Here is a 20,622-nt window from a genome sequence, read left to right as displayed (position 1 = left end):
TGTCTGGACAGGCATTCTTCAGCCGTTGATGACCTGGGGCACGCCGAGGGCTTTGAGGCCTTCGACACCGAATTCCAGCCCGTAACCTGATTGTTTGGCTCCGCCGAAGGGGATGCGCGGGTCGACGGCGCCGTGCCTGTTGATCCAGACGGTTCCGGCTTCGAGCCGGGCCGCCACCTTGCGGGCTTCGGGGAGGTCGGAGGACCACACGGAGGCGCCGAGTCCGAAGTCGAGCGCGTTGGCTTTGGCGACTGCCTCGTCCACGGTGGCGTAGCGGATGATCGGCAGGGCGGGGCCGAACTGTTCCTCGGCCACCAGCGGGTTGTCGTTGTCGATGTCGGCCACGAGCGTGGCGGGGTAGAAGTGGCCGGGCTGGTCCGGGTCCGGGTTGCCGCCCAGCAGGATCCGGGCACCGGAGTCCTTGGCCGCCTGGACCAGGGAGGCGACGATCTCGTACTGAGCCCTGTTCTGCAGCGGCCCGAGGACGTTGTTCTCGTCCAGGCCGTTACCCATCGGCATGGCGGCGGCGAACTTGGTGAGTTCTTCGCAGACGTCGTCATAGATGTCCTCGTGCACGTAGAGTCGCTTGAGCGCCGCGCAGGTCTGGCCGGTGTTAATGAAGGCCCCCCAGAAGAGGTCTTCGGCGATCGCCTTGGGGTCGGCGTCGGGCAGGACGATGCCGGCGTCGTTGCCGCCGAGCTCCAGGGTGAGGCGTTTGACGGTGTCGGCGGAGGACCTGATGATGGCCTTGCCCGTGTCGGTAGAGCCGGTGAACATGATCTTGCCGATGGCGGGGTGTTCGGCCAGGCGGGCACCCACCTCTCGGTCCCCGCTGATTGCCGTCAGCAGACCTACCGGGAGTTCCTGATTCATTACGTGGATGAGAGCCAGAACGCTCAGGGGGGTGTTTTTGGAGGGTTTGACCACCACGGCGTTGCCCATCCGCAAGGCGGGGGCTATTTGCCAGATGGTGATCATCATGGGCCAGTTCCACGGGCCGATCGCCCCCACGACGCCGATGGGCTTGTAGTGCAGTTCGGCGTAGGTTTCGCCGTCGTCCACCACAGTTTCCGGGTCCAGCGCGGTGGCGGCGGTGGCACGGAGCCAGGCGACGCAGGCGCCGACTTCGAACCGTGCGTTGGGGCCGTTGAGCGGCTTGCCCTGCTCCCGGGAGAGCAACCGGGCGAGTTCCTCGGCGGATCGTTCGACGGCGTCCGCTGACTTGAGCAGCGCGGCGCTGCGGGCGTCGTGCCCGAGCGCGGCCCAGGCCGGCTGCGTCGCCTGGGCCGCCGCAACCGCCCTCTCGAGGTCCTCAATGGTATGTACGGGTGCTTCGCCGACGGGGGTGCCAGTGGCGGGGTCAAGAATGGTCCGGGTTTCGCCGGAGACCGGGGTGATCGAGGCCAGAAGGGCGTCGTAGGTTTCCATTGTTACTCCTCAATGAGTAGCTAGTGTGCAGTCCCGTTCGGCTCTGCAGTATGGCGGTGCGCCGGGGGTTAGTGCTTGTGGGTGTCCTGAGGGTATTCGGTGGTGTTCAGGACACTGAGGCGGGAGTTGAAGGGCAGGATCACCGGTTCGGCGGCGGGGTCGTCCCAGCCGAACATCCGGCCGATGGAGCGCTGCTCACGAAGATCGACCAGCAGCACGGCCTCAACGGTCATGACTTTTTCTGTCCAGAAGAAAATGAAGAGGTCCTCGGCGACGTCCCATGTCATGCAACGGTCCGTATCGGCAAGTCCTGCCTCGCCACCCCGGATGCAGTTCCAGGTGAACGTGCCTGGATTCAGGTAGATGTGTTCGTAGGTTTCGATGTCGCTGTAGCGGTAGAAGATCCGCTTGCCGACCAGGCCAGAGGAGCGCTGGTGTTGCGCCGTCGAACCAAACGTGTTCGCGTAGCTGAATTCGGTGGTGCTCCGAGTCTTGCCATCCCGGACGACGAAGCTTGAAACAGCGGTCGTGACGGCCCCGGTGTTGCGGTCCAGGACGATCGTGACGTTCTCGGCGTCGAAGCCTTTGCCCCAGACGAAGTCGATGATGAAGATCCCGGGACGCGCCTCGATGGCCTTGTAGGCGGCCGTCCGAATGCTCCGTTCGCCGTCGTTTTCGACGATGGTCCAAGTGAGGGAAAAGGCGTCGTTGAATGTGTACTTGGCGGTAGATCCGTCCTCTGCCGGGAGTCGGAGCGTGGTGCCGGATAGTGCCGGGGAGGCGGGGAGGGTCTGGTCCCCGAAGCCGTCGAGCATGGTCGAGACGGGGGGCCACTGGTCTTCGGGAATGTAGTCCTGAAATTCGGCGGTGGTCATGATGTTGTTCCTTCTGCCGTTCATGGGGGCTATTTCGGGGTGTTCTGTGAGGAGGGTCAGACGTTTTCTGCGGCGTAGTCGATGGAGGGTTTCTGCGTCCCGCGGATCAGTCCTGCTACGAGGAAGACCGGGATGCCGAGCAGGAGCCACCGGGCGATTCCGCCGGCACCGCCGAGGAGGGCGTCGTAGTTGTCCAGGGTCAGGTATCCGATGAGGATGAAGGCCAAGAAGGACAGCGAGGGGGCGATGAGGGTGACCCAGAGGTTGTCCCGGATGCGGCTTCTTTGGAAGAAAACGATGATCGCGGCTGAGGTCAGCAGGAGGATGCTGATGAAGCCGGCCGTGCCCAGGGCGACAAACCATGCGAACACCGTCGTGATCGGGTCGGCTCCGGTCAGGAGGAAGGCGCTGATGATGACCAGCACGACGAGGGCATTGGCGAGCCCTGCGAAGGACGGCGCTCCGCTCTTGGAGACAGAGGACAGTTTGGCGGGCAGGGCGCCGGCGCGGCCCAGTGCGAAGAGGTACCGGGCAAACATGTTGGACAGACCCAGCAGCATGGCGATGAAGCTCGTGACGACCAGGACCTGCATCGAGACGCTGAGCCATGCTCCGGCACTGGCATCGGCCAGGTCGAAGATCATGCCTGCGGGATTGTCGGTGGCCTCTGCCTGGATGCGGTCGATGCCGACGGCGCCGCTGATGGCCCACGTCGAAAGGGTGTAGAAGAGGCCCACGAAGGCGATGACCAGGTAGGCCGCGCGGGGAATGGTGCGCCGCGGGTTTACCGCCTCTTCGGCGAAGACGACTGTCGCTTCGAAGCTTGTGAAGCAGGCGAAGGCGAACAGCAGGGAGATACCCAGGCCCGGCCCGAACACGTTGGAGGCGGTGAATCCTGTGAAAGTGAAGATTCCCAGGCCCTTCTGGGCAATGAGGGACACAATCAGGGCCGCGACAACGAGCGTTTCACCGAGGATGAGGATGCCCAGCACTTTCAGGCTCGCGTCCACGCCCTTCATGGTCAGTCCGGTCGTCACAGCCATCACGATGACGATCCACACGTACACAGGAAGTCCAAGTCCGGTCATGCGCTCCACGAGCTGCTGGGCAAACACGCCGAACTGGGACCAGAGGCCTACCTGCAGGCTGAGATAGGTCAGGATGGCGATCCCCGCCCCACCGGTGGCCCACTTGGTGCCGAGTCCCTTCGCTATGTACGCGACGAAGCCACCGGCATTGGTGATGTGCTGGCTCATCCGAAGGTATCCAACGGAGAAGAGAGCCACCAACAGGGCAGCAATTGTGTAAATCACGGGCGCCCCAGGGCCGCTGGCGGAAAACAGCACCGGACTCGCGCCTACAACGGCGGCCATCGGGGCAGCCGCAGCGATGGCAAAGAACGCCACTGCCAGAACACCGAGCTTGTTGGGCCGCAATCTTGCTGCGGTTGCCGTGCCCTCGGGGTCCTTCGTATCGAGTACCGCGGAGGTCCGATCTGTTTCTTGATCCATGAGTTGCTCTTTCGGAAGTGCAAATGGCGTAAAGGCCGATGCGAAGGGGATTAGGGGGCTCTGCGTTCGTGCGACGGTGCGCGGTAGCGAGCAATGGCCGAAGCTGTTTGGGAGAGTGCGGCTCGGGCTGTGATTCCGGCCACACTCCAAACTCTACATCTGTATAGTTTCGACTGTCAATGGTCCCCGCGAAGCCGGCCGACGAGGCTAAACTCGGGTTATGAGCCAGGAATCACGGAGATTGCCGTACGGAGACGGCCGCGACGCGTTGTTGTCGGCCGTGATTGACGTGGTCGCGGAAAAAGGCCTTCGGGGAGTGACCTACCGCTCAGTGGCCGCCCGCGCCGGGGTGAACCACACGCTGGTCACGCATCATTTCGGCTCTGTTGAAGGACTCCTCACCGCAACCATGGAATGGGCCGTTCAACGATCCATCGATGAAACAGGACTGGCGCGCATCGCGGATTTCGATGGAAAGTTCGCTGATGCCCTCATGGCCACGGTGTCGGCAGAACCGGAACTGCAGCTGTTCCAATTTGAAATGCTCCTGGAGGCGCGGCGTAAGCCGGAAATCCTCGCCATAGTGGAACGCCTCTACGAGAACTATGTCGGCACCGTCGAGGCGGCCCTCCGCCATCGAGGCATCGACACCGGGGGAGAGGCCGCCCTGGCGATCTTCGCCGCCCTGGACGGGCTCATGCTCCAGTACCTGACGCTCGGCCATCCCGCGAAGATCCGGGCTGCTGTCATTCAGGTGGGCAAGCTTCTGTCAGGACTTCCAAGCTCGAGGAGCGGTCACTCTGACGACGTCGCTAATCCGTCGCTCAGCCTGCAGCATCCCTGACGGGAGCGCCGAACTCGCATCCCGCTGGGTCATAGGTCAGGCTGGGCCGGAAGTCGGGTCCGCATGCGGGCTGGCATCGCGGCGGCGCATGAGCACTTCATGGACCTCCTCCAGCGAGGCTGCGATCAGCGCCCTGTCGACTCCAGCGAGGTACTGGAGGACTAGCCCATCCAGTGCTGCGAAGAGCATGCGGGCCACTACCCGGACGTTCCCGTTCATGCCAAATGCCGTCAATCCGTCAGCCAAGGCCGCTACGTAGTTTTCGTAAAATGCCAGTACTCCAGCGGCGAGTTCGGGGCGGCGGCGAGATTCGAGAATCATCTCGTACTGGAACACCTGCAGCTCCGGGTCTTCCAGGAGCAGGTCCAAAAGCGAATCGGTGAAGGAGCGTCCGAGTGCGGCAGCTTCCCGAAGCTGGGACGCTCCGATCGAGCGTTCGGCCGCCCATTCCATCGCCGCCACGATCAGTGCGTCACGGGAGCCGAAGTGGTGGGCGACCAAGGTGTTGTTAACGCCTGCGCACTCTGCGACGGATCTGTAGGTGAGGCCGCGAAGGCCCTTTTGTGCCGCCACTGTCACGGCGGCACGGAGCAGCGCCTCCTTCCCTGTTCCGTATTTTGACGACGCAGCTGGTTGGGTCATGAATCGAGTCTAGTCAGTCCACGAGCGCTGGCGCGCGGGTATTGACATGAAACTCAGCACTTGCTTAGATGCTGGTACGTGATCCGAGTCACTAACGACAACAGGCCATCCAGCCATCACCTTGTGCCAGCACCAGAGCTTGGCACCGCTACCCCATGGAGTGGAAATGTCCCTCAGCAGCCCTGCCTTCACCACCGCCGCATCCTTGGACCGAACCAAGAACGAACCCTTTGAACTGGGATCCGTCCAGTGGATCCGGAGATTTGGCGCGGGGGACCGTGAGGCGCTGGCGTGCGGCTACTGGCACGTAACCCCTGAAGAGGCACCAGAACCCTTCGATCTGCTCATCGAAGCCGACGAGACGATCGCCATCATCGAAGGTCACATCATCATCGAAGTCGAAGGCGGGACCATCTACGACCTGACTCCCGGCGGCGCTGCATCCCTGAACAAGGGCGCCCGAACAAAGTGGACCGTTCTTGAGCCCGCCATCGAATTCTTCGTCTACTCCTAGGAACTGACAAGTGAACAACGCAGCAGTCATCACGAATGTCGACGTCGTAGTGATCGGCGCGGGATTCGCAGGACTCACGGCCGCCCGTGAACTCACGCGGCAGGGGGCCACCGTCCGCATCGTGGAAGCACGAGATCGGATCGGCGGACGGACCTGGCTGGACCACCGCCTCGGAAGAGATCTGGAAATCGGCGGCACCTGGGTTCACTGGACCCAACCCTACGTTTGGGCTGAGCTCAAGCGCTACGGCCTTGGGACAACCCCCAGCCCCGAACCGCAGCGCGCGTTTTGGTGGGCAGATGGCGCCCGCCATGAGGGAGACCCCGGCACGCTACTCGGCCTTATCGGTGCAACCAACGAGCGCCTTGTCCAAGACTCCCGCAAATATTTTCCGGAACCATTCCGCCCGCTGGCATCGGATCACTTTAAGGACATCGACGACGTTTCCGTGCTCGACCGGATCCGCTCTCAATTCCCCGAAGGCGGCCAGCGCGAAATTCTCGAATCATTTTGGGCCCTCAACTTCAACGGCCCACTGGAGCACGCAGCCCTGACGCAGGCTCTGAGGTGGGTGGCCCTGACCAACGGCGATTGGGCAGTCAGCTTTGAAGCCTGCGCTACTTACAAGATCGTCGGAGGTACTGCAGCTCTGGCGCAGGCCATTCTTGACGACTCGTCAGCCTGCGTCGAGTACGGCTTTGTCGTGGGGGACGTCCGTGACGAAGCCGGAACCGTGACGGTCACCAGTACAGATGGAAGGTCACTCCGCGGTGCCAGTGCGATTGTGACAGTTCCGATTCATGCCCTTCACCAGGTGGCGTTTGATCCGGAGCTTCCTCCCGCGAAGCAGGAAGGAATCACCAGGGGGCAGGTGTCAAGGGGAGCGAAGGTTTGGATCCGGCTCCGTGGACTGCACACCCCCTTCGTAGCCCTCGGCGGAGCGGACTGGCCGCTGAATTTCTTCCAGGCCGAATACGAAGTCGACGGCGACACGATCGTTGTAGGGTTCGGCCCGGACTCTGCGAAGATCGACGTCGAAGATGCCACCGCTGTCCAGCGCCAGCTTCAGCGACTTCTCCCCGATGCCGAAGTTATTGACGTCGCCAGCCATGACTGGGTGGCCGATCCTCTCTCCGGTGAGACCTGGCCGATGCACGCAACAGGGTTCCTATCCCGGCATCTGGCCATCATGCAGCAGGCCCACGGGCGCATACTGTTCGCCGGCTCTGATATCGCGAATGGCTGGGGCGGCTTCATTGACGGAGCGATCGAAAGCGGAATGGAGGCCGCCCGCGACGCGGCCGCACTGTTGCACCTCAATCATTCCTGAACGCGTCCGGGGAGCCGTCTGCAGGAGTGCGGGCGCATTCCTTGGCAGCCATGGTTGCCACCATGGACTTCTTGATTGGGGCGTTGGCGGTACTCGGTGTGCCAGCTGGTTTGGCGGGCATTTGGTACTGGTCGTCGCGAAGGGATCGCCGGAACGGCATTAGGCGCAGAGGTAGCGGAGAGCTGCTCGGAATCGCTGATGAAATTTTTCGTCCGCATACGCATCAGGCTCAGCAGATACAGAAGATCCAACATGCGCTCCCAGCTCCGGCGCCGTCCCCTGGAGATCCCCCAGCTTCAACACCACAGTGAGAATCGTCTACTGGTTGTCCCGATTCCAAGGAAGCGGGACGGAGTACATTCGGGATGGGCGGCTTCCATGCTGCTCCGTCTAGGCAGACGCAACCAACGAGAACTGGAGACTCACCCGATGGTTGAGCTGGCCCCCTGAACTGCGATATGTCAGTTCTCGGACGGTTTTCCACTGGCTGATCCCTGCAGTCGCTGTAGGTTTTGTTCGGCGGCGTCTGCGACCCGCAATCCACTGGCTGAAGCCGGCCCCAAAACTGGCGGCAAAGCGGGGCCCTGTCGTTGAATGCGCCCGCCGCTTCCGGTGAGCACCGCCGTTGCCACTCCTCCCAGCAGGAGCAGTCCGCCAGCCACTTCGGTGGCCGAGGGCACTTCCTGCAGGGCCAGCCACGCGGCGCTCATCCCCACGACCGGGACTAGCAGCGTGAACGGGACCACGGCCGACGGCGAATATTTCGCGAGCAGCCGGTTCCAGATCCCGTAGCCCACCAGCGAAGCGAAAACCGCAGTGTATAGCGCGCTCAGGACAGTGGCGGGCTGGAGGTCTCCGATCGTTGCGGTGATGGCATCGGGGCCATCGATGATCAGTGAAAGTCCGGCGAGCGGGAGCGGGACCACCGCACCCGACCAGACCACCAGCCCCAGGCCCGACGCCGCCCTGGCTTTGCGTGCAACCACGTTCCCCACAGCCCAGGAAAGCGCCGCGGCCAGCACAATGACGAACGGAAGTAGCGGGGCAACGGCGCTGCGGCCCACCGCCACTACCGCCAGGCCGGCGACGCCAAGTACGACGCCGGCCAACTGACGCCCGCTGGGCCGCTCGCCCAGGAACACGGCGGCCAACAGCACCGTAAGCAGAACCTGCGCCTGTAGCACCAGGGATGCCAGACCAGCCGGCATGCCCAGCGCCATGGCCAGGTACAGCAGTCCGAACTGGCCGGCGCTCATGAAGAGTCCGACGCCGATAATTGCTGCCCAGCTGACATCAGGCTTGCGCACGAAGAAGATCCAGGGGAAGACCACCAGGACAAAGCGCATGGCCACGAACAGCAACGGCGGAACGTCGCGTCCGTTGGTGTGGAGGCCCAAGTCGATGGCCACGAAGTTTAGGCCCCACAAGACAGCGACGAGGGTGGCAAGCAAGGAATGGCGAAGGTTCACGCTCCCCACCCTGACAGAGAGGAGAATGAAGCACCAGCGTTGATTCATACCGGATAGCATGTACGTTTGCTTCATGATAGATATCGGAGCGCTCCGTGCGCTGGCAGCGATTGAGCACCATGGTTCCGTCATTGCAGCATCAGAGGTGATGGGCTTCAGCCCGTCGGCGGTATCGCAGCAGATCAAGAAGCTGGAAAAGCAGACTGGCTTCTCGGTCCTGGAGCGGCATGGCCGAGGGGTGCTGCTGACTGAACGCGGACTTGCCTTGGCCGCTTACGGGCGCCGCATTCTCGCCGAACTGGAAGAACTCCAGTCCACGCTCCTGTCCGATCCCGCCAAACCGTATGGCCGTTTGAAGGTGGTGTCCTTCTCCACTGCGTGCCGGGGGCTGGTGGGGCCGATGCTGGGCATGGTCGCTTCCTCCGGAACTGATCTGGACGTCACTGTGCTGGCTGAGGACCCACGTGAAGCGGTGGCACGTGTAGCCGGCGGGGAAGCCGACCTCGGCATCGTCCACGATTGGAACTCCGTGCCGCTTGTGATTCCAGAGCACGTGATGCTCGAGTGGCTGTGCGATGACATCGCGGATCTTCTGGTTCACCGCAACCATCCCCTGGCAGGAAGGGCGGAAGTGGAGGCTGCCGATATGGTCGATGAGCGCTGGATCAGCACCCCGCACGGCGCTATCTGCAACGAGGCCCTATTGCGGATGTTTGCCGATCTGGGCCGTGTCCCGGATATCCAGGTCTACGATCCGGACTTCGCAACCCACATCGCGCTGGTGGAACAAGGGGCCGTGGTGGCGCTCGTGCCTCGTCTCGGCAGGCCCGCCCTGCCCCCGGATGTGGTCACTGTACCGGTGGTCCACCCCGTGCCGGCTCGTCGTGTGGGGATGGTGCACCGCAGGACCATGACCGAAAGCCCGGGCATTCAGCACCTTGCCAGCCTCCTGCGCAAGATTGCAGGCCCAGCTGCGAGCTAGAGGCGCCGTAGGCGCAGAGCAACAAGCGTCCTCTCCGCATCACCCCCGGAGACCCTGACGGCCCGGCAGCAGAAAGCCCAAAAGCCCGGCTCCGGGCGTGCCGACAGGAGGTAGCCGGATATTCAGGCGGAGGCGTCGAGGATGCCCGCACAAGCAGCGAGGGGGAGAAGACCCGGACCACAGGTTCCAACGTCGGATCATTGGATCCGACGTTGGCTATCTCAACCCCGCCGGCCGAGCTCGACGGGATGCGGGTCGACCGTTGTGAGATCGAACCCGGCAATTTCGGTATCAGTTGGCTCTTCAAGCGATCGAACGCGCTTGGGCCGGGCTTCGTTCAATTCCTTGGATCTGGCCATTTTCGAGTGTGTACATTGTCGACACTTCGGCCTTCGGACCGGGTCGTATGTGGGTCGGATCGGGCCGGATTCCTTATGTTTGCGGGGGAGTACCGTGTTTGCGGGGGAGGGAATGCAGTTCGAGTCCCACCTCGGGAACAGCATTCCCCCTCGTCAGAGGGGATTTTTTGCTTTACAAATTGTGTTTTGAGGGCCCCTTCGGGGCCCTCTTTATTGGTGGCCGTTGCCGTGGGCGGCTGCCTCCATACCTATTGGTCGACCGTTTGTGCTTCGGTACCCGTTCATGGCTGTCCTTGGCTTGGGCGACATGACCTGAGAGCAACCGGTGGTAAGTTTCATTTCTGCGCGTCGCTGATTGTTCATCCTGTTCCTCCTCAGGCCTCGCCCTATGGCATGGCTTTGGGTACCAAGGGTTAGGTGGTGCTCGTTTGTTGCCTCATGTCATAAGGTCTGGGAAAGGGGTAGATCTCGCGACGCCGCTGGGGTAGGTTGAGCGCAACTATCAGCGTCGCCGGGGAGTCAACCGTGACCAGTAGCAGGCACAATCACAATTGGCGTGTCCCCTCCCGCCTCCTCATCGCGCTCGGCATCGCAACCGCGACTGCGTTGGCGCTCTCCGGATGTACGTCCACGCCCACGCAGGCCCCCGCGTCGTCCACTGCGCCGCCGTCGGTGGCCGCTTCAACTACCGGCACGACGGAGGGAGGAAAGACAGGATCCGCGACTCTGGGAGGGCTGGACAAAGCCAAGGTCCAGGACACTTTCCGGACTCTCGCCAAGGAGCTACTCGTACCGGGAGCGGCCATGATGCTCCGCACCCCTCAAGGCGACGTCAGCCTCACCTACGGCGTGACGAGCGCCGGAGGGTCAACACCCGTCTCGCTCGACGACCACATCCGCATCGGCTCCGTCACAAAGACGTGGACTGGGACCGTCATTCTGCAGCTCGTGCAGGAAGGCAAACTCAAGCTTGAGGATCCCGTTTCGAAGTACCGCTCTGATGTACCGAACGGCGACAACATCACCATTGAGCAACTCCTGACCATGCGGAGCGGAATCTACAACTACTCGGAGTCGTACGAGCTCAGCAAGGCGCTAGATACCACGCCGCAACGAGTTTGGACGCCTGAACAACTGGTGGCCATCGCCCTGCCGCTGCCCGCTTATTTCGGCCCCGGCGAAGGCTTTCACTATTCGAACACCAACACGGTTCTGCTGGGGCTCGTAGCCGAGAAACTGGATGGTAAGGACTTCGGGCAGATCGTGCGCGATCGGATCCTGGGACCACTCGGACTGAAACAAACATCGTTTCCGGCGTCTGACTCTTCGGTCCTTCCCGAGCCTTTCTCCCGCGGTTACATGTACATGGACAACCTCCTCACCCTGTCCACGGCCAGACTTCCGGCTGACTTGATAGCTAAGGCGCAGGACGGCTCTTTGAAACCGAATGACTATACAAATGCCAACCCTTCTTGGACGTGGGCTGCCGGGCAGGGCGTCTCCACGGCGGGCGACCTCATGACCTTGGCGGAGGGCCTCACCGACGGCAAGCTGCTCAACCCGGACCTTCAAAAGAAGCGCATGGACAGCCTTGCGCCGATCGATCCGGACAACCCAGGCGCGGCGCGGTATGGCATGGCATTGGCCCAGTTCGGCCCGCTCTACGGACACACCGGCGAACTCCCCGGCTACAACACCTTCATGGGCAGAGATCCGCAGAACAATGTGACCTTGGTGGTGTGGACCAACCTTGCCCCGTCACCGGATGGACGGGACCCGGCATCGACTATCGCCAAGGCCATCATCGGGGACCTCTACGGCGCAGCGCCTTCAGGTCCAGCCACGCGGTGAACCTGACGCGGCGACGCCGGCCTGGCCTGAGAGCTCGGCCCCGGGGGTTATCTGTGCAGAGGGAATGCAGTTGCACTGGACCGTGCGTACCATTGTGATCAAAAAGCGGGGTGCGTACGTTGTCCACACTTTGGGCTTCGGATCGGGTCGTATGTGGCTCGGACCGGGCCGGATTCCGCATGTTTCCGCGGGAGTCCAGTGTTTGCGGGGGAGGGAATGCAGTTCGAGTCCCACCTCGGGCACAGCATTCCCCCTCGTCAGAGGGGTTTTTGCTTTAACGTGTGTACATTGACCCTGGTTGGGTCCCTCTGACGCTTGTCGCGGGCTGTGCCTGGCGCCGCGGTGGCCTGTGAAGTTACGTGGGTGGCGGGTTCAGGTCCCTGGCTCGTGGGCCCTCCGACTGCTGGGATGTGGGGTCATTCGGGCCTCCTATCTGGCGCTCGTGGTGGCCGTGGTTGGTCTTGCGCTTATTCATGCTGCGGAGTTGTGGTGACGACATCACCTTGGCCTCGACTGGCTACCTTTTGTCGCACTGGGGAGCTGTTATGTGGTCGGTTGTCCGTCCAAAGGGGTGCGTCCCTTTACGCTCCTCGTCCGTTCGGTGACATCTGTTCTTGCTCTGCGCCGCCGATTCTGACATGACCTGCGGGGGAGACCAGGAGCGGAAGCCTGTCGTGGCTGCGGCGAGGGTGCCGTCGAGGGCAGTAGCGCCGGCTGGAACGGCGCGCATGCCATGGATGGGAGCTCATAGCTGCCGTGCTTCTTTCGGAGTGTGCTCCGCGACCTCGCGCTATCGCCTCTCCATGCCATCCTCACGCGGTACCGACATGACCGCCCGACGGGATGTTCTCCAGCCTTGCGCTGAGCGCACGCCACCTGGGGCTGTCGGATCGCCACATTTACCAATGCGCTGTCGGCGTGGCTGCTGGCCGGAAGGCCGGGCATGCAGCAGCCCACAGGGCACAGTCGACAGAGTCAAAGAACTGCGTCGGAGTGTGTGGGACCGGAACCCGCATAAAGACATACTGTTGGCGCAGTTCAGGGGTATTTCGAGCCCAGTGTGTGCACAAATTTACGAAGAAGTGTGGACGCGCGGACGAGCCTACTTCAGGTCGTGTTTCAGCGTGAGGTGCCGCAATGGCCTTTCGGCGGGATTTTAATTGTGTGTCGGGGCCGCAGATCCGACAGACCTGCACGCTGACGCGCTCGCCCAGCACGGCTCAGTCCGGCGTTTCTCCTTTATGTACGCCGGCAGACCCAACGTCTGCCAAAGGCTCCCTTCCAAGAATAGGATCAGTTTCTACGTTCAGTAATGAAGACCAGGTTTCCGAGGCCAGCAGTCATTGCCGCCGTGGCTGTTGCAGGTTATTGGGAAGCCCTTGGAAGTATTTGGATCTGCGAGAATGACGCGTTCTGTTCTTCTTGTCGCTGACGGGGTGGCGTCCCACGTTGCGGTGACCGCTTCCTGCATCCACCAACCTTCCCATGCAAATGCGGTGATTTGCCCTGATAGTGCGTGTCCTTCAGGGGTCGCGCGCTTTCCGCCTCCGGGGATTGCGGTCGCATCGGGCGCTGATTTCGCGGTTCCGTGACCGACCATCGATTCTTCCTTTCGTCTAGCCATTTCGTCCGCCTTCGTGGTTGGGTTGGGCAGTTCGGGGGAAATTGTGGAGCGGGGTGTGTCGGAGCACCAGCAACGACAACCCGGACGGAGGTCGATGAAATTGTCTTGGGCCCTGTCAAAGCCGACATGTCTCGAGGGCCATCCATGGCTATAGGCCGCGCCACAGTTGCTCGTTCATTTACCACGCTCCGCTCCAACGACAGCCGTGTCGCTGGCGTCAACCATGCGCCGGCCCAGGCCGCCGTCAGCCCAGATCCAGAACCAGGACTTATCAGGCATCACTGCGTCTACGATTCCGGTCAGGACTTCTGAGCCCACACGCAAGCTGAGATGGTTCCCGGGCTTGAGGATGTCGTGATTGTGGCCGGAATTTTTAGGGTCCGAACCGGTGTTGCGGAGGTCCATGGGGGCCGCGCGGCGCAGTTTATCCATCGGCGCGCGGGTCGACGCTCGTTGGACCGCCGATGGGGGCGAAGGCGCCGAAGAACATCTGCGGCAGATCTTGCGTGTCGGTGCCGCCGAGTCCTGCGCCGAACAGCACTGTCTGCGCGCGGGCCGCGGAGCCTTCGATCTCGTACACCGTGGCGTACCGGTAGGGGGTGGGCGCGTCGCTGGCAAATTCATATCGCTGCGCGCTGACGAACCCCGGCAGGGCAACCACCTCAGGGATGTGCGTGTCGGAGTACCACTCGTTGAACTCGGCATCCTTTCCGTCCACGGCGTTTACGAGGGCGATCAGGATCTCGCGGGGGGTGTTCGGTGAATCGGTCATGATGATCGCTTTCTGTAGGGGCGAGGCATGGGAACGGACGTGCGGCTGCACATCCGGGGCAACGTGACCACTGGGGGCGCCGCGTCTCGGAATGAAGGCGGCGATCGCCGCCGAGGCGAGTGCGGCGACGAGCCCCAGTGTGAACGCGCCGTCGAACCTTTCGCCAGGGGAGACAGGGGATCCGTCGGTGGAGATGCCGGGGCTCGTAAGGACCGCGGCGATCGCGGCCGCAGCGGTCGCCGTGCCGAGCCCGCGCATGAGGGCGTTCAGCCCGTTCGCGGCAGCGGTCTCGTTCCGCGGAACCGCCTGCATGATGAGGGTGGGCATGGCGGCGTAGCCGAGCCCGACGCCGACACCCGTGAACGCGTTGATCAGGAGGATGTGCCACAGCTGCAGGTCGAGAATGATCGATGCGGCATAACATGCGGCGATGATCAACGATCCCGCGACGAGCGAGGGTTTGGCGCCAAACCGCCGTTCGAGACGGCCCGCAATGGGCGACATGGCGAGCATCGCGAAGCCCGAGGGCATGAGCGCCAGCCCCGTGGTGAGCAGGGGCAGGCCGAGGCCGCCAGCCGCGGCAGGGAACTCGAGAAGCTGCGGAAAGGCGATGCTCGATGCGAACAGGGCGAATCCCATGGCGACGGACGCGACATTGGTGAGGAGTACAGCCGGACGCGCGTTGACCCGAAGATCGACGAGGGGATCCCGCAGCCGCAGTTCGTATGCTCCCCAGGCGAGAAAGACGACGACGCCACCGATGAGCAGTGTGAGCGTCACCGGCGACGTCCATCCCCACGTGTTCCCGCGGGAGACGGCCAGGAGCAGGGCGACCAGTCCGATTGTAAGGCCCGCTATGCCGCCCGCGTCGATCGCCCCTCCCGGCGGTTTTCCGTGCTCGGGGACGATCAGGAACACGAGCACGAGGGTGATCACACCGATTCCCGCGGCTACCCAGAAAAGCACCCGGAAATCGGCATGCTCTGTGACGAAGGCGCTGATGGGCAGCCCAAGTGACGCCCCGACGCCGAGGGTCGCGCTGACGAGCGCGATGGACGAGCCCAGGCGGGCCGGGGCGATCGAGTCCCCGAGGAGGGCGATGCCGAGCGGGATGACTCCCAGTCCGGTCCCTTGCAGCGCGCGGGCCGATGATGAGGGGCAGTACCGTCGGCGCAAGAGCGGCCACCACCGAACCGGCGATGAGCAGCCCGAGAAGCACCAGGGCGATGCGGCGTTTGCCGAACATGTCTCCGAGGCGGCCCGCGATCGGGGTGCAGATCGCGGAGACCAGGAGGGTCACCGTAATCACCCACGCGGTATCGTCCGGACTCGCATGGAGGAGCTCCGGGAGCGCTCCCTGGATGGGGATCAGGATGGTCTGCTGGAATGAGGCGCTCGCACCTGCGAATGCGAGCACCGCGACGATGAGGCGCTGGCGCGCGCGGGACGGAAGCGGGTGCCCCGCGGGCGGATCGGCGACGATCATGAAGACCGGCGCCAGGGTGGCTCAGTGGTGAATCCCCAGGGCACCCCGAGGCTCGTGGCCGGGCCGGTCACGAGCGAGGTGGCCGAGCGCGCTGCGATGCCCACCCCGTTCGCCGTCAGGTGCTTGGCGACCCGGTCCAGGTCCTCAACCTCCCAGGTAATGGCGTGGTAGGCGTCGACCATGCCGTGCTGCGCCTGGTCAGCCGCGGCCAGAGTGCCCGCCTCGGGAGTTGCGAAGTGAAACACGGCGTCGGCCAGACGCACGTAAGGGCCGGATATTCCCCGTAGGCCATCGCCACCCGAGTGGATGATCTCACCACCCAGGACGTCGACGGCGACCTTGAGGGCCCGGTCCGGTCGCGTGGTGAGGACCGTGTGATGCGAGGTGCGCACGATGCCCAGCGGGTCGCCGTCGTGAACGGCGGATGCACTCCAATCGGGGTCGAACCGCGGGTCGAGCGGGAAGGGGAACGTCTCGAAGAACTGGTACCGCATCCCGGCATCCTCGGCCAAGGAGTAGAAAGGTGACGGTCCGCCGCTCCAGTCTTCGTCGTCGAGCGCCTCGTCACGCGCATCGACGAGGCGCACGCCGGCCGACCGGAACTCCTGGTACAGATCTTTAACGCCATCGACGTACCAACCGATTGCGTTCAGGTGGCCGGTGTCGATATCGGGATACCGCTGGACCCCGCCCGTGAAATACCGCTTCGGCTCGAGGCTGTCGATGAGGACGTCTGCGACCATCGTGTAATTTGAGTAGTCGGTTGAATGGCCCGGAGCCGGCGGGGACGTCATGACGGTGCCGATGTTTGTGCTCGGCCGCCCGAAGACGCGGGTGAAGAAATCCTCCGCCGCGTCGAGGCTTGGCACGTGGATGGTCGGATGAAACACCGACTTCACGAGGAAGGCTTGGTCAATTCCGGTCATGCCGCTCTCCTTGAACTGGATGGTGCCTGCAGCGCTGCCACGGGGTTCAGCCGGCTGCCACTGTCTCGTGGGCCGAGGAAAGCGCGCCTCCGTAGTTTTCCGTCGCCGTGACCCCGTCCAGGATCTCGTGCAGTTTCCCGCGGCCGCCCGGGTTGAGCAGGAACTTGCGCGGCTTGTTCTCGACGTTGGCACCGTAGTAGTGGCTGTGTTCGGCGGAGAAGATCGACAGGGGTGCGAGCGTCTCCACCATCGTCATCCAGATCGCCTCCTGCGCGGCCGTCGGCTCGAAGCTGTGATAGCCCTGTTCGCGTGCGTAAATGATCGTGTCGAGGATCCAATCGACCTGGTCCTGCGAGTACCGCGGGTAGTTTCCGCCTCCCGCACCGTGCGGACCTCCCGGGAAAAAGAAGTTCGGCAGGCGGTTTGCGCTGAACCCGCAGAAATCGGACGGGCCCTCCGCCCAGTCGGTACTCAGGTCGAGTCCCTCGCGGCCCTTGACGCCCATCCGGGTGAGGGCGCCCGTGCCGAAGTCGAATCCGGTGGCGTACACGATGATGTCGTAGTCCCGGTGTCCCTCCGTGGTCTCGATCCCGGTCGCGTCGACCCGCACGATCGGCGTTTCCTTGAGCGAGATGAGTCCGGCGTTCGGATTGTTGAACGACTCGAAGTAATTTGTCACGAAGGGCGGACGCTTCGCGCCGAACAGGTGATCCTTCGGAATGAGGCGGTCGGCCGTGACGGGGTCCTGTACGATGCCGCGGATCTTGGTGGCCAGGAACTCGCAGAACTCGAGGTTTACTTCCCGGTTGGTGGTCATGTCGTAGTAGTTCGAGGTCAGCTTCGCGAAGCCGGGGCTCGTCCAGATCTTCTCGTAGAACTCCTGGCGGGCTTCCGCGGAGTCCTCGGTGGAGAACTTCCCGGCAGGTTCGTGGAGGAACCCCGACGGCGACGTGCTGAGCACCTTCACGATGTCCTCGAAGTTATCGTGGAGCCATTCGTACCGTTCGCTGGTGATGGGGGCGTTGTTCAGGGGTGAGGTCCACGTCGGGGTGCGCTGGTAGAGGTCGACAGATTCGACGACGTCGACAATTGCCGGCAGCAGCTGGGCGCCGCTGGGGCCGTTGCCAATGATCGCCACGCGCTTGCCGGTGAAATCGATCGGCGTGTGCGGCCACGCGCCGGTGTGGTGTCCTTCCCCCTGGAAGTCGTCCAGGCCCTCGATCTCGGGGAGGTGCGGCACCGAGAGGCCGCCGGTGGCGGAGATGACCCAGCGTGCGCGAGTGATCTCGCCCGCTTCAGTGGTTACAACCCAGATGGCGTCTGTCTCGTCGTACACCGCCGAAACGACGCGCTGCCCAGTGCTGATGTTCTTGCGCAGGTCGAAGCGGTCGACGACAAAGTTGAGGTAGTCCTCGATTTCGGGCTGCGTCGCGAATTCTTCCTGCCAGCGCCACTCGCTGAACAGCTCCTTCGAGAAGATGTATCCGTAGGTGTAGCTCTCCGAGTCGAAGCGTGCCTCCGGGTAGCGGTTCCAGTACCAGACGCCGCCTACGCCGTCGCCGGCTTCCAAGGTGCGTGCGGTGAATCCCGCATCGATTGCCCGGTAGAGGGCGTAGATTCCGACGACTCCAGCGCCGATCACCAGTACGTCTACATCGACTTCGTTGTCTGACTTCACTGTCATTCTTCTTGCTCCCACTCCATCATGAGGATACTCTTGGGCTATCTGCAATATATAAGCACTAGTGCTGAAAAAAGACAATACACCCCGAATTTGCTGGCCATCAATGATTGCGGAATATGAGCACGTGTGATGATATCTGCTCAGGATCACTTCAAAGGAGAATGATGAACGCTATCCATGACCTTCGGTATGACGGACGAGTTGCCATAGTGACCGGAGCGGGACGCGGTCTTGGTCGAGCCCACGCGCTGCTGCTCGCCGAACGAGGCGCGAAGGTAGTAGTCAATGACCTGGGCGGCAGCAAGGAGGGCGAGGGGAACGACGCTGGCCCCGCCAACGACGTTGTCCAGGAGATCATCGCCGCCGGCGGTGAAGCGGTTGCCGACACCAATGACGTCGGCAGCGAAGGCGGCTGCCACTCGATCGTTGAGACCGCGGTGAAGGAGTTCGGCCGCATCGACATTGTGGTCAACAACGCCGGTATTTCACGGTGGGCCACCTTCCCGGAAGCAGATGCGGACAACCTCGAGCGCACACTTGATGTGCACCTTCGGGGTACGTGGCACACCACCCGCGCTGCCTGGCCGTACATGGAGGAACAGGGCTACGGGCGCGTCATTACCACCACGTCCACGGGCATGCTGGGCCTGGCCGACAACCTCGCCTACGCGACGGCGAAGGGGGCCCTCATTGGGTTTACCCGCAGCCTCGCTGTGGCCGGCGCCCCAAAGGGAATCCTCGTCAACTGCATCGCACCGAATGCGGTGACGAGGCCGAGCGAGTCGGCGAAGAAGCCCAACATCGTTACCACAGCAGCTGTGGACAAGGCGCGCATGCAGGCCATGGACACCGCCCACGTCGCGCCCATGGTGGCCTATCTTGCGCATGAGTCGTGCCAGGTGAACGGCGAGATACTCGTCGCCGGAGGCGGCCGGTTCGCGCGGTGGTTCCTCGGCATAACGCCGGGGTGGGTCCACGAAGGTGACGGTGTAGCCCCACTGGAGGACGTCGTCGAGCACTGGGATGAAATCAATGACAACGCGGACTACTACATCCCCGCCAGCCTCCACGACTGGGCCTCGAAGTTCATGGGGCACCTCAGCGCCTGAGCGCCAAGGGCCTGATCAGTGGGCGCGCGGGTCGGTGTCCGCAAGCGGGGCGATGAGTCCCGCTGACAGGAATGCCACCAGGTCATCGATCAGTACTTCGATCTTTGCGGGCAAGTGCTCGCGTTTCTGCTGTGCAGACTGGTACCGGGCGAGCGCGTGCACCGCGCTCGTCCGGGCCAGCGACCAGCGCTCGTCCAGCACTGCGGGCGGCAGTTCTGTCACAAGGCGGCCGAGCAGCGTGCCCAGAGTGATTACCGACGCACCCGTGTGAATGTCGCGGTTATTTAGCCCCTCGTAACCGCCCTGCCCTGTGATCAACAGGGAGAGGAACGCCAGGTAGTGATTGTTGGGCTTTATGTGGATGGCGAGAGGGCGAACGAAGGCGTCGACGACGTCCGAGATGGTTGGCGTTCGGTTGCCCATCATCAGACTGGTTACAACCTGCACGCGGTGCGCTTCGCTTTCGGCGCCACGTGACTCCATGATCGCCTTTACCAGCTCGTCGCGGTCACCAAAGTGGTACTGCACCGCCGCATGGTTGCGCTGACCAGCGGCGATACCGATATCGCGGAGCGGCACTGCCGTGATGCCGCGTTCGGCGAAAAGGCGTTCGGCAGCCGCGAGAATCACCTGGCGGGTTGCCTCACCACGCACGTTGTTGCGCTCCGTGGGTGGTCGACGGTCGCTTTGGATCGGCCGCGGTTCGGGCGCATTTCGGGACATAACTACGAATCTATCGTGATCCGGATACCGAGGGGTGCCATTGGAGTACCGGCGGGGTACACCGTGCCGAACATGTCGACCGCGGAGCCGAGCAATTTGGAGGGCACGGCATCCCAGACCAGCAAGTCGCCGTCCTCGGTGGGTGTCGCGGCTCCCAACTCAACGATGGAGGTGAGTTCAGCGGTGTCCACATGGGTGCGGGCGAGCAGGGCTCCGCTTGTCGGCCGGACGACGATCTCGGGGTCGATGATCCGGATGTCGAGGAGGCCATGGTGCGCTGTGAAATGGATGGAGCCGGAGAACAACAGGCGCCAGCCGTCGTCCGTGGGCACCGCGCGGACTAGCGGGAACGTGAACACCCCGCTGCCGTCGACTGAGGCCGGTCCGTCGATTTCATATGAGCCGCCCGCGATCACCGTGACATAACGCATCAGGGAGTCTCGCACTGCCCAGGTCAGTGAGCCGATCGAGTTCGCGTTCGTTGTCGACATCG

15 protein-coding genes and 1 pseudogene are annotated in these 20,622 nt (G+C 63.0%); 6 read left to right on the top strand and 10 right to left on the bottom strand.

From position 1 onward, the window contains the following. Positions 1–18: 18 nt before the first annotated feature. The 3 genes from AC1DEY_RS15735 to AC1DEY_RS15725 form a co-directional block, all read right to left on the bottom strand. Entirely contained in the window at positions 19–1,428 is a 1,410-nt protein-coding gene (locus AC1DEY_RS15735) for an aldehyde dehydrogenase family protein (RefSeq protein WP_476868771.1), read from the bottom strand. A gap of 68 nt (positions 1,429–1,496) precedes the next feature. Then, on the bottom strand, positions 1,497–2,303 hold the full coding sequence (locus AC1DEY_RS15730) for a MoaF C-terminal domain-containing protein (protein WP_476868770.1): 807 nt from the start codon (positions 2,301–2,303) through the stop codon (positions 1,497–1,499). 56 nt (positions 2,304–2,359) lie between these two features. Continuing rightward, positions 2,360–3,814 carry an APC family permease gene (locus tag AC1DEY_RS15725; protein WP_476868769.1) on the bottom strand — a complete coding sequence of 485 codons (1,455 nt, stop codon included), beginning with the start codon at positions 3,812–3,814 and terminating at the stop codon, positions 2,360–2,362. A 220-nt stretch (positions 3,815–4,034) separates the two neighbouring features. Here AC1DEY_RS15725 and AC1DEY_RS15720 point away from each other — a divergent pair, with 220 nt between their 5' ends. Continuing rightward, entirely contained in the window at positions 4,035–4,658 is a 624-nt protein-coding gene (locus AC1DEY_RS15720; protein ID WP_476868768.1) for a TetR/AcrR family transcriptional regulator, read from the top strand. A 36-nt stretch (positions 4,659–4,694) separates the two neighbouring features. On the opposite strand, the gene AC1DEY_RS15715 is transcribed toward AC1DEY_RS15720, so the two are convergent. Then, positions 4,695–5,300, bottom strand: coding sequence for a TetR/AcrR family transcriptional regulator (locus AC1DEY_RS15715; RefSeq protein WP_476868767.1), 606 nt, complete (start codon positions 5,298–5,300; stop codon positions 4,695–4,697). A 166-nt stretch (positions 5,301–5,466) separates the two neighbouring features. Here AC1DEY_RS15715 and AC1DEY_RS15710 point away from each other — a divergent pair, with 166 nt between their 5' ends. Then, positions 5,467–5,814, top strand: coding sequence for a cupin domain-containing protein (locus AC1DEY_RS15710; RefSeq protein WP_476868766.1), 348 nt, complete (start codon positions 5,467–5,469; stop codon positions 5,812–5,814). Positions 5,815–5,824: 10 nt separating this feature from the next. Next, a complete protein-coding gene (locus AC1DEY_RS15705; RefSeq protein ID WP_476868765.1) occupies positions 5,825–7,144 on the top strand; it encodes a flavin monoamine oxidase family protein in 1,320 nt (439 codons plus the stop codon). A gap of 461 nt (positions 7,145–7,605) precedes the next feature. On the opposite strand, the gene AC1DEY_RS15700 is transcribed toward AC1DEY_RS15705, so the two are convergent. Beyond that, entirely contained in the window at positions 7,606–8,613 is a 1,008-nt protein-coding gene (locus tag AC1DEY_RS15700; protein ID WP_476868764.1) for an EamA family transporter, read from the bottom strand. A gap of 73 nt (positions 8,614–8,686) precedes the next feature. On the opposite strand from AC1DEY_RS15700, the gene AC1DEY_RS15695 reads away from it, so the two are divergent. Together AC1DEY_RS15695 and AC1DEY_RS15690 are read left to right on the top strand one after the other, a co-directional pair. Continuing rightward, positions 8,687–9,595 (top strand): LysR family transcriptional regulator, encoded by a 909-nt coding sequence (locus AC1DEY_RS15695; protein ID WP_476868786.1) that lies wholly within the window; start codon positions 8,687–8,689, stop codon positions 9,593–9,595. A gap of 965 nt (positions 9,596–10,560) precedes the next feature. Beyond that, on the top strand, positions 10,561–11,805 hold the full coding sequence (locus tag AC1DEY_RS15690) for a serine hydrolase domain-containing protein (RefSeq protein ID WP_476868785.1): 1,245 nt from the start codon (positions 10,561–10,563) through the stop codon (positions 11,803–11,805). Between the two features lie 2,048 nt (positions 11,806–13,853). On the opposite strand, the pseudogene AC1DEY_RS15685 reads toward AC1DEY_RS15690, so the two are convergent. From AC1DEY_RS15685 to AC1DEY_RS15675, 3 genes and pseudogenes are all read right to left on the bottom strand, one after another. Then, positions 13,854–15,687, bottom strand: a pseudogene (locus tag AC1DEY_RS15685) (MFS transporter). Then, positions 15,684–16,613, bottom strand: coding sequence for a VOC family protein (locus tag AC1DEY_RS15680; protein ID WP_476868763.1), 930 nt, complete (start codon positions 16,611–16,613; stop codon positions 15,684–15,686). Before AC1DEY_RS15680 ends, AC1DEY_RS15685 begins: the two are co-directional and overlap by 4 nt. 46 nt (positions 16,614–16,659) lie before the next feature. Beyond that, the gene (locus tag AC1DEY_RS15675; RefSeq protein ID WP_476868762.1) at positions 16,660–18,297 is read right to left on the bottom strand and encodes a flavin-containing monooxygenase; all 1,638 of its coding nucleotides are present in this window, start codon (positions 18,295–18,297) and stop codon (positions 16,660–16,662) included. 164 nt (positions 18,298–18,461) lie between these two features. Between AC1DEY_RS15675 and AC1DEY_RS15670 the strand changes: the two genes are divergently transcribed. Further along, complete coding sequence (locus tag AC1DEY_RS15670; RefSeq protein WP_476868761.1) at positions 18,462–19,406, top strand: SDR family NAD(P)-dependent oxidoreductase; 945 nt, start codon at positions 18,462–18,464, stop codon at positions 19,404–19,406. A 15-nt stretch (positions 19,407–19,421) separates the two neighbouring features. Here the strand turns inward: AC1DEY_RS15670 and AC1DEY_RS15665 are convergent, their stop codons facing one another. Together AC1DEY_RS15665 and AC1DEY_RS15660 are read right to left on the bottom strand one after the other, a co-directional pair. Next, entirely contained in the window at positions 19,422–20,129 is a 708-nt protein-coding gene (locus tag AC1DEY_RS15665; RefSeq protein WP_476868760.1) for a TetR/AcrR family transcriptional regulator, read from the bottom strand. Positions 20,130–20,131: 2 nt separating this feature from the next. Beyond that, positions 20,132–20,620, bottom strand: a complete 489-nt coding sequence (locus tag AC1DEY_RS15660; RefSeq protein WP_476868759.1) for an HtaA domain-containing protein — start codon at positions 20,618–20,620, stop codon at positions 20,132–20,134. Positions 20,621–20,622 lie beyond the last annotated feature (2 nt).

The sequence above is a fragment of the Arthrobacter sp. 05T47 genome (assembly GCF_056395825.1).
Note: the sequence above shows the minus strand (reverse complement) of the source record. Positions and strands in the feature narration are given on the sequence as shown.

Bases quoted from the DNA above. Each gene is read 5' to 3' on its own strand.
- AC1DEY_RS15670 (WP_476868761.1), top strand. From the start codon at position 18,462: ATGAACGCTATCCATGACCTTCGGTATGACGGACGAGTTGCCATAGTG.
- AC1DEY_RS15710 (WP_476868766.1), top strand. From the start codon at position 5,467: ATGTCCCTCAGCAGCCCTGCCTTCACCACCGCCGCATCCTTGGACCGA.
- AC1DEY_RS15725 (WP_476868769.1), bottom strand. From the start codon at position 3,814: ATGGATCAAGAAACAGATCGGACCTCCGCGGTACTCGATACGAAGGAC.
- AC1DEY_RS15720 (WP_476868768.1), top strand. From the start codon at position 4,035: ATGAGCCAGGAATCACGGAGATTGCCGTACGGAGACGGCCGCGACGCG.
- AC1DEY_RS15675 (WP_476868762.1), bottom strand. From the start codon at position 18,297: ATGACAGTGAAGTCAGACAACGAAGTCGATGTAGACGTACTGGTGATC.
- AC1DEY_RS15665 (WP_476868760.1), bottom strand. From the start codon at position 20,129: ATGTCCCGAAATGCGCCCGAACCGCGGCCGATCCAAAGCGACCGTCGA.
- AC1DEY_RS15730 (WP_476868770.1), bottom strand. From the start codon at position 2,303: ATGACCACCGCCGAATTTCAGGACTACATTCCCGAAGACCAGTGGCCC.
- AC1DEY_RS15680 (WP_476868763.1), bottom strand. From the start codon at position 16,613: ATGACCGGAATTGACCAAGCCTTCCTCGTGAAGTCGGTGTTTCATCCG.
- AC1DEY_RS15715 (WP_476868767.1), bottom strand. From the start codon at position 5,300: ATGACCCAACCAGCTGCGTCGTCAAAATACGGAACAGGGAAGGAGGCG.
- AC1DEY_RS15735 (WP_476868771.1), bottom strand. From the start codon at position 1,428: ATGGAAACCTACGACGCCCTTCTGGCCTCGATCACCCCGGTCTCCGGC.
- AC1DEY_RS15660 (WP_476868759.1), bottom strand. From the start codon at position 20,620: ATGTCGACAACGAACGCGAACTCGATCGGCTCACTGACCTGGGCAGTG.
- AC1DEY_RS15695 (WP_476868786.1), top strand. From the start codon at position 8,687: ATGATAGATATCGGAGCGCTCCGTGCGCTGGCAGCGATTGAGCACCAT.